General features: G+C 74.3%; 12 protein-coding genes. 7 read left to right on the top strand and 5 right to left on the bottom strand.

The window, feature by feature from the left end; genetic code table 11:
- The coding region (locus IDM29_RS03360) for a hypothetical protein (RefSeq protein ID WP_188037196.1) at positions 1-731 on the top strand (731 nt) is incomplete at its 5' end.
- 68 nt (positions 732-799) lie between these two features.
- Complete coding sequence (locus IDM29_RS03355; RefSeq protein WP_182112438.1) at positions 800-1,015, top strand: hypothetical protein; 216 nt, start codon at positions 800-802, stop codon at positions 1,013-1,015.
- A gap of 89 nt (positions 1,016-1,104) precedes the next feature.
- Here IDM29_RS03355 and IDM29_RS03350 read toward each other — a convergent pair whose 3' ends face one another.
- On the bottom strand, positions 1,105-2,655 hold the full coding sequence (locus IDM29_RS03350; RefSeq protein ID WP_182112437.1) for a hypothetical protein: 1,551 nt from the start codon (positions 2,653-2,655) through the stop codon (positions 1,105-1,107).
- A 186-nt stretch (positions 2,656-2,841) separates the two neighbouring features.
- Here IDM29_RS03350 and IDM29_RS03345 point away from each other — a divergent pair, with 186 nt between their 5' ends.
- Positions 2,842-4,737, top strand: coding sequence for an NHL domain-containing thioredoxin family protein (locus IDM29_RS03345; protein ID WP_182112436.1), 1,896 nt, complete (start codon positions 2,842-2,844; stop codon positions 4,735-4,737).
- Positions 4,738-4,832: 95 nt separating this feature from the next.
- On the opposite strand, the gene IDM29_RS03340 is transcribed toward IDM29_RS03345, so the two are convergent.
- From IDM29_RS03340 to IDM29_RS03330, 3 genes are all read right to left on the bottom strand, one after another.
- Complete coding sequence (locus IDM29_RS03340) at positions 4,833-5,336, bottom strand: CinA family protein (RefSeq protein ID WP_182112435.1); 504 nt, start codon at positions 5,334-5,336, stop codon at positions 4,833-4,835.
- Positions 5,337-5,434: 98 nt separating this feature from the next.
- A complete protein-coding gene (locus IDM29_RS03335) occupies positions 5,435-6,106 on the bottom strand; it encodes a heme oxygenase (biliverdin-producing) (RefSeq protein WP_182112434.1) in 672 nt (223 codons plus the stop codon).
- Between the two features lie 91 nt (positions 6,107-6,197).
- Positions 6,198-6,788 carry a TetR/AcrR family transcriptional regulator gene (locus IDM29_RS03330; RefSeq protein WP_182114339.1) on the bottom strand — a complete coding sequence of 197 codons (591 nt, stop codon included), beginning with the start codon at positions 6,786-6,788 and terminating at the stop codon, positions 6,198-6,200.
- 71 nt (positions 6,789-6,859) lie between these two features.
- Between IDM29_RS03330 and IDM29_RS03325 the strand changes: the two genes are divergently transcribed.
- Entirely contained in the window at positions 6,860-7,390 is a 531-nt protein-coding gene (locus IDM29_RS03325; protein WP_182112433.1) for a DinB family protein, read from the top strand.
- 683 nt (positions 7,391-8,073) lie between these two features.
- Here IDM29_RS03325 and IDM29_RS03320 read toward each other — a convergent pair.
- The gene (locus tag IDM29_RS03320; RefSeq protein ID WP_182112432.1) at positions 8,074-9,504 is read right to left on the bottom strand and encodes an Nramp family divalent metal transporter; all 1,431 of its coding nucleotides are present in this window, start codon (positions 9,502-9,504) and stop codon (positions 8,074-8,076) included.
- A gap of 114 nt (positions 9,505-9,618) precedes the next feature.
- On the opposite strand from IDM29_RS03320, the gene IDM29_RS03315 reads away from it, so the two are divergent.
- The 3 genes from IDM29_RS03315 to IDM29_RS03305 are packed head-to-tail and all read left to right on the top strand — an operon-like array spanning position 9,619 to position 11,569.
- Positions 9,619-9,999, top strand: coding sequence for a metalloregulator ArsR/SmtB family transcription factor (locus IDM29_RS03315; RefSeq protein ID WP_182112431.1), 381 nt, complete (start codon positions 9,619-9,621; stop codon positions 9,997-9,999).
- The gene (locus IDM29_RS03310) at positions 9,996-10,649 is read left to right on the top strand and encodes a cation diffusion facilitator family transporter (RefSeq protein ID WP_182112430.1); all 654 of its coding nucleotides are present in this window, start codon (positions 9,996-9,998) and stop codon (positions 10,647-10,649) included. Before IDM29_RS03315 ends, IDM29_RS03310 begins: the two co-directional genes overlap by 4 nt.
- Positions 10,649-11,569: a cation diffusion facilitator family transporter gene (locus IDM29_RS03305; protein WP_182112429.1), complete on the top strand. Its 921-nt coding sequence runs from the start codon at positions 10,649-10,651 to the stop codon at positions 11,567-11,569. The genes IDM29_RS03310 and IDM29_RS03305 overlap by 1 nt, the downstream gene beginning before the upstream one ends.
- Positions 11,570-11,602: the final 33 nt, after the last annotated feature.

Here is an 11,602-nt window from a genome sequence, read left to right as displayed (position 1 = left end):
CGGTCGGCGGCCCCCGTCCGCCGGTGGTCAGCGCGCAGGCGGTCGGCGAGACCGGCCGCGTGCGGCCGCTGCGTCCGGGCATCTCCATCGCGCACGTCGACGTCAGCGCGGGCACCCTGGGCGCGTTCGTGACCGTCGCGGGCCGCCTCCACGCGCTGTCGAACTACCACGTGCTGGTCGGGTCGCCCTCGGCGTCCGTGGGCGACGCCGTCCTGCAGCCGGGTCCCGCGGACGGCGGGCAGGACCCGGGCGACCGCGTCGGCACCCTCGCGGCCTTCGTCCCCCTCGTCCCCGGCACCACGGCCCTGGTCGACGCGGCGGTCGCCGCGCTGGACGACGCCGACGTCGATGCCACCTACCCGGCGGGCCCGGTCACGACGACGGCCCCGGTGCTGGGCGCCGAGGAGGTCGAGAAGATCGGCCGCACCACGGGCGTGACCCGCGGGAGGGTCACCGCGATCGAGCTGGACGACGTCGTCGTGGGCTACGGCGCGGAGCTGGGGGAGCTGTCCTTCGACGACCAGATCGAGGTCGAGGGGCTCGGGTCGGGACCGTTCTCGCGCGGCGGCGACAGCGGCTCGCTGGTCTACCTGCCGGACGGCGGTGCGGCGGCCGCCGTCGGCCTCCTCTTTGCCGGGAGCGAGAGCGGGGGCGAGAATGGGACCGGGCTGACGTACCTCAACCCGATCGGCGCGGTCCTCGAGGCCCTCGAGGCGGAGCTGGTGGGCTGAGTCCGGCCCCGGCGCGGGTCCCCCCGCCGCAGCGCGAGCCCCCGGGCTCGCCGACCCCGAGGTGCTCCATGGCCGACCTGAACGAGGCGCGGACCGCCAAGTCCCACCTGCGCGCTGCCCTGTCCGGGCACGAGGGCGTGCGCGGGATCGGCGTCCGGCCCGACGGCGACGGCTACGCGCTCCGCGTGAACGTCGAGCACCCCGGCGACCGCACGGGGGTGCCCGACCGGGTCGACGGCGTGCCCGTCGACGTGCGCGTGGTGGGCGCGGTCCGCGCGAGCTGAGCCCGACCCGACCGCGGCGCCGCTAGAAGGCGAGCCCCTTCAGGACGCGGAGGGCTCGCCGCCGCGTCTCTGCTCCGCGCTCGTGGTGCTCAGTCGTCCTTGCTCGGGGCGAACCATCCCGCGACGTCCTCGAGGAGCCGCACCGAGCCGGCGTTGTTGTACAGCGCCCAGCCCCCGTCGACTCCGAGACCGACGACGGCACTGTTGGCGAGGTCGATGCCCCGCCGGGCGTTCACGTTGCTGGTGAAGGGCCGTGCCTGGCCGGAGGGGTGGGCGGTCACGAACGTCGTCGGGCTCGTCGCGCGGGTGCTCGTCAGGTTGAGGAGCACGGCCTGGGCGCCGGCCGGCGCCTCGATCCCACGACCGGGGTCCGTCGTGACCCGGGTGGCGCCCGGGCCGAGCGCCGGGCCCTCGCTCGATGCGGTCCGACGGTGGTCCATCGGCCAGAAGGAGAGGCCGTCCGTCTGCGTGTACCAGCCCTGCACGTCGAGGACGACGTGCTGGTTCCCGCTGTTGTTGTAGACCTCGATCGCTCCGTCGTCGGACAGCGGGACGACGGCGAGGTTGGCGACGTCGGCCCCGCGGTACGCGTTGAGGGTGCTGGTCTCCCACCCGTACGGGTCTCCGGCCTCGTACACGGACAGGTACGAGGTGGGCGCGGTCCCGGCCGTCGCCGTGACGTTGACCGCGACCGCGACCGCATCGGCCGGCGCGTCGGTGGCGAGCGCCGTGATCGGCACCTCGAGCGCCTCGCGCGGCCCGAGCGCTCCGACGTCGACCCGTGTGTCCAGCACCCGCTCCGGTGTCGCCGGCTGGTACCCGGCGAAGCCCGGGGCGTCCTGTGCGTAGACGCCCACCAGGTCGACCACCATGTGCGTCTCGCACAGGTGGTTGTAGAGGACCATCCTGTTGATCTCCTCGTTCCGAGACGTGGCGAGGACGGTGTGGTTCGCGACGTCGGCGCCGGCGCGCGCGTTGACGATGCTCGAGTCGGCACCCCAGGGGTAACCGACCACGTGCGACGCCTGGGCGATGTAGGTCGTGGCGCAGCTCGTCTGCGTGGTCGTGATGTTGACGGCGGCCGCGACGACGTCGCCGGGCGTGTAGGGCAGCTCCACGGTCAGGAACTCACCCCGTCGCAACGGCCGCCGGTCGTCGTCGGTGCGGCTGTCGTACACCCGTCGGGGGTCGAGCGGCAGGTAGCGGCCGGGCGCACCCATCGTGAGGATGACGGCCTCCGGGATGCGGTAGGTGGTCGGCTCGGGGGCCGCATCGACCCACTCGCCCCAGAACGGATGGGTGCGGGAGTTGCTGTCGTAGGTGGTGATCAGCTCGCCGGACGGGTCCACCGCGCGCACGGTCGCGCGCCACGGGACGGTGCGGGAGTGCTGGAGGGTGAAGAAGCCGGGCCCACCGGGCGTGCTCGAGTCCCCGGCGGTGGTGGCGCTCGCCAGCACGCCCGTCACGGTGCCCTCCTCATCGACGGTGACCAGCTCGACGCGGATGCCGTTGAGGGGGACCCGGTGGGTGTCGTACACCACGCCCGTGATGACGTCGCCCGCGGCCTGGGACGGCGACGGTGCGATGAGGACCAGCGCCGGGAGGAGGACGGCGAGGACTGCGGCGACCCGACGGAACACGAGACTCTCCCTAGAATCCGCCGCGGCGGTCCGACGGCACCACAGTGTCGCGTTCCTTGCCACCCGAGGGAAGGCCCGAACGGGCGTCGGGTGCCGAGCACGGCGACGGGCCCGCCGGGGCCGGCAGCCCGCCTCACTGACCGGACGACGGGAACGGAGGCCGGGCGTTTCGGGTTCACTACCGGTGTGACCGAGACGAGCGCCCGCCGCCTGCCCCGCGTCCGCGCGTCCGAGCTCGTCGGTCGGGGCTGGCTCAACACCGGCGGTCGGGACGTCGCGCTCGCGGACCTCCGCGGCAAGATCGTGCTGCTCGACTTCTGGACGTTCTGCTGCGTCAACTGCCTGCATGTGCTGGACGAGCTGCGCGAGCTCGAGGAGGAGCACCGCGACGTCCTGGTGATCGTCGGCGTGCACTCGCCGAAGTTCGTCCACGAGGCCGACCCGGTCGCGCTCGCGGCCGCCGTGGACCGCTACGAGGTGCGGCACCCCGTCCTGGACGACCCCGAGCTGACGACCTGGTCCGCGTACAGCGCGCGCGCCTGGCCGACGCTCGTCGTCGTCGACCCGGAGGGCTACATCGTCGCCCACATGGCCGGCGAGGGGCACAAGCACAACCTCGCCGTCCTGGTCCGCGAGCTCGTCGCAGAGCACGAGGCCAAGGGCACGCTGCACCGGGGCGACGGCCCGTACGTGCCCCCCGCCGCGTCCGCCACGACCCTCCGCTTCCCCGCCGAGGCCGTGCGGCTGCCCGACGGCACCCTGCTCGTCGCCGACGCCGGTCACCACTCGCTCGCCCTGCTGGAGCCCGACGGCGAGACGCTCGTCCGCCGGATCGGCTCGGGTGAGCGGGGCCTGGTCGACGGCGGTCCCGACGACGCGCGCTTCAGCGAGCCCAACGGCCTCGCGCTCGTGCCCGAGGACCTGCGCGAGGCGCTCGGCTACGACGTCGTCGTCGCGGACACGGTCAACCACGCGCTGCGCGGCGTGCGCCTGGCGGACGGCGCGGTCCGCACGCTCGCCGGGACGGGCGAGCAGTTCATGGTGGGCGCGGCCGACAACGTCCTGCCGGCCGACGACGAGCCGGCGCGGCGCCACAAGCTCTCCTCGCCGTGGGACGTCGCCTGGTACCCGCCGCTGGGCGCCTTCGTCGTCGCCATGGCCGGCAACCACACGCTGTGGGCGTTCGACCCGGTCGCCGGCACGATCGAGCACCTCGCCGGGACGATGAACGAGGGCCTCCTCGACGGCCCGGCGGGCGAGGCGTGGTTCGCGCAGACGTCGGGCCTCGCGCTCGGCGCCGACGGGCGGCTCTGGCTCGCGGACTCCGAGGTCTCGGCGCTGCGCTTCCTGGAGCACGACGACGCCGGGACCCGCGTCGGGACCGCCGTCGGCGCCGGGCTGTTCGACTTCGGCCACCGCGACGGGCCCGCCTCGCAGGCGCTGCTGCAGCACCCGCTGGGCGTCGCCGTCCTGCCCGACGGGTCGGTCGCGATCGCCGACACCTACAACGGCGCGGTCCGGCGCTACGCGGTCGGGCCCGACGGCGACGGCGAGGTCACCACGCTCGCGCGCGACCTCGCCGAGCCCAGCGGCCTGCTCGTCGACGTGCACGACGACGGCGGCGTCGAGCTGCTCGTCGTGGAGTCCGCCGCCCATCGGCTGACGCGCCTGCGCCTGCCGGCCCGGCTCGCGGGCGAGCTGCTCGACCACGGCGCGCACCGCACGCAGCGGCCCGTCAGCGAGATCGGCGCGGGCGAGGTGCGGCTCGACGTCGTCTTCACGCCGGCCACCGGGCAGAAGTACGACGACCGCTACGGACCCTCGACGCGCCTCACCGTGTCCTCGACGCCGCCCGGGCTGCTGCTCGACGGTGCGGGCGACGACGTCCCGCTCGAGCGCGTGCTCCGGGTCAACCCCGAGGTCACCGAAGGCGTGCTGCACGTGACGGCGCAGGCGGCGTCGTGCGACGCGGACCCGGCGATCGAGTTCCCCGCGTGCCACCTCAACCAGCAGGACTGGGGCGTGCCGGTCCGCGTCGTCCCGGGCGGCCCGGCGACCCTCACCCTCCCGCTCCACGGCTGACCACCGCCCGCCCTCCGCGATGCCGTCCGCGGCGCCCGCTCGGGCTCCCCGTCGGCCGGTGCCGGTCCGACCGTGGACCGTGGGTGGCGGGCGGGTCAGAGGCCTGTCGTGGCGGCGCGGTGGAGGAGGGCCAGGGCGTGCTCGGTCGTCGCGGTGAGGACCTCGGCCGGTCCGCCGGCGAAGACCTCCTTCTCGGTGTGCGAGCCGCCGGGCGACGCGACGCCGAACCACACGGCGCCCGCCGGCTCGCCCTCCTCCGGCTCGGGTCCGCCGACCCCGGTGCACGAGACCACGAGGTCCGCGCCCAGGAGGCGGGCGGTCTCGCGCGCGAGCACCGCCGCGCACTCCTGCGTGACGACGGGTCCGCGCGGCACCCCGAGCAGGCCGTACTTCACCTCGGGCGAGTAGCACGCGATGGTCCCGCGGAACCACGTCGTGGCCTGCGGGGCGGCCGCGAGGACGGTCCCGATGGTCCCCGCGGTCAGCGACTCCGCCGTGGCGACCGTCCAGCCCCGCCGTCCCAGCGCGTCCGCCAGCTCCTCGGTGAGGTCCTCAGCGGCAGCGGCGGTGGTCTCGATCGCGGTGCTCAGGTTCGACATCCGCCCAGGTTGGCCGACGTCGCCGTGGCCCGCACGCCGACCTCGCACGCCGACGCGGCCGCGGCTCGCACGCGAACCGGGACCGCGGCCCGGTGGGATCACGCGCGCGGCGGGTGGCGCTCCCCGAGCTCGGCGAAGAGCGCCGTGTTGAGCTCGAACGCGACGGCGGCCTCGGCCGCGACCCGCTCCCGCTCGGCGGCGTCGAACGGCAGGGCGTCCAGGCGGGCGCGGTACTCGTCCTTGAAGAGCTTCGGCTTGGGGATCGTCGGGAACGTGTAGAAGCTGACGGCCTCGTCGGGCACGCCGTACGAGCGCTGGAGGATCGCCTTGATCGCCAGCCCGCCGGAGAGGTCGCCGAGGTAGCGCGTGTACGCGTGCGCGACGTAGCCGCCGACCCACGTCCCCGCGACGTCGCGCAGCCGGGCGGCGTACCGCTCGGTCGACGGCAGCACCGGGATCTCCTCACGCCAGCGTGGCCCGACGAGCGCCGCCAGGTCACGCTCGATCGAGGGCACGCGCTGCAGGCCGGGCACGATCATGGTCGCGCCGGCGGGGTCGGCGCCGACGAAGGGCTCGGCTGCCTCGAGCGCGCCGTAGATCACGTGGTGCTGGGCGGCCAGCTCGGCGTAGGCGGCCACCGTCAGGCGTCCGCCCATGAGGGCCTCGACGAAGCCCGAGCGCTCCGCCCGGTCGTGGGCCGCGCGCGTGGCGGCACGCAGGTGCAGGGACAGCGGCCCGTCCGTGAGCGGGTGGACGGCGACGGCGGCCATGGGCACTCCGGGGGACGGGGACCTGACGAGCTGTCAGAACGCCACTGAACCACGCCCGGCCGGGGCGCTCAAGCCTCGCTGCCGGCGGGCGTCAGGCGGCGCCGACCGCCCGGAGCACGAATGTCTCCGTCGCGGCGATCGCGGCCTCGCGGCCCGGGCCCTCGTCGGGCACGCCGCGGCTCGAGAGGCAGGCGTTGATGAGCGGCACGGTCGTCTCGACCGGCTGCGGCGGGAAGGCGCCGGACGCGATGCCCGCCTCGAGGATGCGCCGCAGGATCGCCTCGACCAGCTCGGCGTGCTCGCGCAGCTGGGCCCGGGTGCCCCGCGAGAGCACGCTGCGCAGATCGGGTCCCGGGGCGAGGTGGAACACGCGCTTGAGCTGGGTCTGCTGGCGGACGTACGTGCGCAGCTGCTCGGTCGGGTCGGTCACGCCCGAGAGCGCCCGCTCGAGCGTCGCGACGTACTGCTCCGTCTCGTGCGTGATGAACGCGATGAGCAGCGACTCCTTGTCGGGGAAGTGGTTGTACACCGCCGTCCGACCGATGCCCGCCGCCGCCGCGATGTCCGCGAGCGTGATCGCGTCGAACCCCCTGTCGCTCATGAGCGTGGTGAGCGCAGCGAACAGCTTGTTGCGGGTCTGCTCGCGGTGCTCCGTGAGGGAGCCACCGATGATCTTCGGCACACCTCGATTCTCCCACCGCGCGTCGCGGAGCGCTGCCGCCTCGTGCCGCAGCACGGCGGTACTCTCCGGGCATGACGGACGAGACGATCGAACCGGACACCAAGGACTGGACCTGGGTCACCGAGCGACCGTGCCTCGACTGCGGCTTCCACCCCGAGGCCGTCGCCGGCGACGAGATCCCCGGGATCCTGATGGGGTACGCCACGCGCTGGGAGGACGTGCTCCGACGCGACGACGTCGCCCGCCGGCCCGTCCCGAAGGTCTGGTCGCCCCTGGAGTACGCCTGTCACGTGCGCGACGTCTGCGACGTCTTCGCCGCGCGGGCGCGGCTCATCCGCGAGCAGGACGGCCCGAGCTTCGAGAACTGGGACCAGGACGCCACGGCGGTGGCCGAGCGGTACGGGGAGCAGGACCCGGCTGCCGTGTCCCTGGAGCTGGTCGCGGCCGCACGCGGCGCCGCGGAGGCGTTCACCGGCCTGTCCGACGCCGACTGGGGCCGGCCCGGCTACCGCAGCAACGGCTCGGCCTTCACGGCCCTCTCGCTGGGGCACTACTTCCTGCACGACGTGGCCCACCACCTGAACTACGACGTCCGGGGTTGACCCCCTTCGTCCACATCTTTTGTGCACAGGTCTGTGCGCCGAGGCGGTCGCGACCGTGTGGACATGTGGACAAGCCTGTGGGCAGAAGAACGTCAGGAACTCGTCCCCCAGAGCCCTTGTGGCGGGTCCTCGCGGGGGTCTAGAACTACGTCATCGGCAAGGACGGAACGCCGCACCGACCGGGGAGACCCGGACGGCCAGCCAGGGAGAACCTGGGTGGTGACCACCGGGGAGACCCGGCGGTGACCGCCCTCGGGACCAGGGCGGGCCGGGGTGAGGCGGGCCGCACGAGCCGCCGGCAGGAGCACGGAGGACCAGCCCGACGGGGACACCCGACGGGAGCTCGGCGGGGAGACCCGAGGGGCACGCGGACGACGCCGCGGTGGGCCAGACCGGACCAGTCGGTGTGATCGCACGGCGCACCGTCGGAGCGCGTCGCAGCTCTCGGGAGACCGGGGCCGCGGTGGGTGATCACGCAGCAGGGCCCCTCGGACGCCTATTCCGAGGGGCCCTTGCTGCGTCTCCAGGTTAAGCGTGCGGCAGCCGCTCGCCGCCCACGACACGCGCCGCGGCGCCGCACACCCGGGTGCGTCAGCCGCAGCCGTGGGTCACGCTGCCGACCGTGACCGCGGGACTCGCCGGGTCGTGCCCGGACCGAGCCCCGGCCGGGACGGCGACACCCGTCAGCCGATCTCCAGCAGGCCGGCCGCGCTCAGCGCGCTGTAGAGGCCGAGGAGCAGGATCGCGATGCCGCTCACCCCGAGCGCGATCGCGGAGAACCGGCCGCCGCGCAGCTCCGGGTCGACGCGCGTGCGGCGCAGGTACCAGGCAGCCACCGCGACGGCCGCGAGGAAGATGCCGCCCGCGACGCCGCCGATCAGGATCATGATGAACGGCGAGGCGATCCACAGGAACGTCAGCAGCCACATCAGCGGCAGCGTGACGATGAAGAACTGCATCCACCGGTTGCGGCGGCGCGCGTCCGTCCAGTCGAAGACGCCCAGGATGCTGAGCGCGTTGGCCCAGGACCGCGACCACGACGGGATGGCCGCCCAGATGGTCGAGCCGAGCGCGGCCAGGGCGCCGACGAGGAAGAGGATGCGTCCCCAGTCGCCCAGGACGCTGGAGTACGTCTGGGACAGCACGAGGATCATGTCGTTGCCCTCGGGCACGAGGCCCTGCGGGTGGAGCACGGCCGCGCCCATGACGTAGAACGACATGGTGGAGAGGGTGTAGATCACCCAGGCGACGAGCGCGTCCTTCTGCATCACGGCGATCCACCCGAGCGCCCGACGGCGGTACGCGGGCGTCCCGTCGTTGGGGCCGGACCAGCGCGCGTAGCCCTTCTCGAGGCACCAGTACGTGTAGGCCGTGATCTCCTCCGAGCCCACGCCCGTCAGGCCGAACATCGCGATCGCGACGCCGATCGCGCCGACCGGCAGGCTGAGCGACAGGCCGGACGCGAGGTCGCCGCCCGAGTAGGCGTACTCGGTGAGCGGCAGCCCGAGCGCGATGACGACGGTCACCACGACGAACGTCATGGTGAGGAAGACGGCGACCTTCTCGATCAGCCCGTAGCGGTTCGAGTAGAGGGTCGCGATGGCGATCACCGTCACGAGGACAGCCCAGAACGTCAGGGACGTCGTCTCGAGCGGCCCCGATCCCACCGGGAGCAGGATGCTGAGCGCGGCCGCCATGCCGCCGATCAGCCCGCCCGTCTGGACGAGCTTCGAGATCGCCATGAGCGCCCACATGAGGAAGACCCAGCTGAGGCGCCCGAACCGCGGCGGGACCGTCGCGTAGCCCTCCATCCCGCCCTCGCCCGTGACGATCGAGAAGCGCGCCATCTCGACCTGCACGGCGACCTTCACGAGCGTGGAGAACACGACGAGCCACAGCAGGACGAAGCCCGCCTGCGCGCCCAGTGCCGTGGCGGTGATGAGCTCACCCGCGCCGACGACGGACGCGGAGATGATCAGCCCCGGGCCGAAGAAGCGCAGCGAGCCGCGCCACGTCGTCGGGGGCTCGCGGACGGCGGCCGGGTCGAGGCGGTACGGGTCCCCCTCGACGACGGCGCGCTCCGGCAGGTGCGTCTCGTGCTCGACCGCGGACATTCGCTTCTCCTTCGAGGCGCCGCGACGGCCGGCGTCCGGCACGTCTGGTGTGCGTCGCGAACCACGCTAGGGGCGTCGGCCCGGCGCGCCACCGGAGGCGGGTAGCATCGGCACATGACGATGACACAGGCGCACAGCGATGCAGGCACGGATGGCCTCGGCAGGGCCGACGACGCCGGGCTCGACGCCGCCTCGTGCCTGTTCCGCGGGCTCGCAGACCCGTCGCGCCTCGCCATCCTGCGCCACCTCGCGCTGGGCGAGCACCGCGTCGTCGACCTGACCGCCCACCTCGGGCTCGCCCAGTCGACCGTCTCCCAGCACCTGGCGTGCCTGCGCGACTGCGGCCTCGTCACCGCGCGGCCCCAGGGCCGGGCGTCCGTGTACTCGCTGGCCCACCCGGACGCGACGCAGGCGCTCCTCGCCGCCGCGGAGCAGCTGCTCGCGCTCACCGGCGACGCCGTCGTGCTGTGCTCGACGTACGGGAGCCGTCGGTGACGCGGGCCGGCGTCAGGCCCGCCGCGGGGACGGAGGCCCTCACGCGCCGGGCGCTGCGGCTCGCGCAGCTCACCGTCGCGTACAACGTGGTCGAGGGCGTCGTCGCGATCGGCGCCGGCGTCGCCGCAGGGCTGGTGTCGGTGATCGGGTTCGGCGTGGACTCGGGGATCGAGTCCGCCGCCGCCGTCCTGGTCGCGCTGCGCCTGAGCGCCCGGCTGCGCGACGGCGGCACGGACGAGCGTCGCGAACGCCTCACCCTGCGCGCCGTCGCGGTGACGTTCTTCGTGCTCGCCGCGTACGTCGTCGTCGAAGGGGTGCGCAGCCTCGTGGACGGCGAGGGGCCCGAGCGCTCACCGCTCGCCGTCGGGGTGCTGGTCGCCTCGGTGATCGTGATGCCCGTGCTCGCCGCGGCCAAGCGGCGGGTCGGCCTGGCGCTGGCGGACCCGCTGGTGCTGGCCGACGCCGCCGAGACCCGCATCTGCGTCCTGCTCAGCGCCTCGACGCTCGCAGGGCTCGTGTTCTTCGAGCTCACCGGGGCGGCGTGGCTCGATCCCGTCGCCGGCTTCGTCATCGCGGCCTTCGCGATCCACGAGGGACGCGAGGCGTGGGAGGGCGAGCTGGTCGAGGACGGCGACGAGGACGACGACTGATGGGCGGCCACGCGCACGGCCACGGCGCGTCGACGGCGACCGGACGCCACCGCGGGCGGCTCGCCACTGTCCTGGCGATCACCCTGACCGTCGCGGCGGCGCAGGTCGTCGGCGGCGTCGTGTCCGGCTCGCTCGCGCTGCTGGCCGACGCGGGCCACATGCTCACGGACGCCGCCGGGCTGGCGATCGCGCTGCTCGGCGCGCGCCTGGCCGGGCGGCCGGCGACGAGCACGCGCACCTTCGGCCTCCAGCGCGCCGAGGTGCTGGCCGCGCTGGCGAACGCGCTGCTGCTCGGCGGGCTCGGCGTGTGGGTCGTCGTCGAGGCCGTGCGCCGCTGGGGCGCGCCACCGGACGTCGCCACCGGGCCCATGATCGCCGTCGCCCTGGTGGGCGCGGCGGCCAACGTGGTGGGCCTGCTGCTGCTGCGCGGTGGCCGCCACGAGAGCCTCAACGTGCGCGGCGCCTACCTCGAGGTGCTCGGGGACCTGCTCGGTTCCGTCGCCGTCGTCGTCGCGGGCGTCGTCATCGCGACGACGGGCTGGGTGCGCGCGGACGTCGTGGCGTCGGCCGCGATCGGGCTGGTCATCCTCCCGCGCGCCTGGGCGCTGCTGCGCGACGTGCTGGACGTCCTGCTCGAGGCCACGCCACGGGGCATCGACCTGGACCGCGTGCGCACCCACATGAAGCGCGTCCCGGGAGTCGTCGACGTCCACGACCTGCACGCGTGGACCATCACGAGCGGCGTGCCGGCGCTGTCCGCCCACGTCGTCGTCGACGACGAGTGCCTCGCCCTCGGGCGTGCGGGCGCGGTGCTCGACGCCCTCGGCGAGTGCCTCGGGGAGCACTTCGACACCGACCACTGCACGTTCCAGCTGGAGCCGATCGGCCACGACGCCCACGAGCGGGCCGCGCACGCGTAGCCGTCGATCGGCTCGCGCCGGCGCGTACGTCGG

Origin of the sequence: Actinotalea sp. JY-7885 (genome assembly GCF_014525465.1) — a bacterium.
Taxonomy (GTDB): domain Bacteria; phylum Actinomycetota; class Actinomycetes; order Actinomycetales; family Cellulomonadaceae; genus Actinotalea.
Note: the sequence above shows the minus strand (reverse complement) of the source record. Positions and strands in the feature narration are given on the sequence as shown.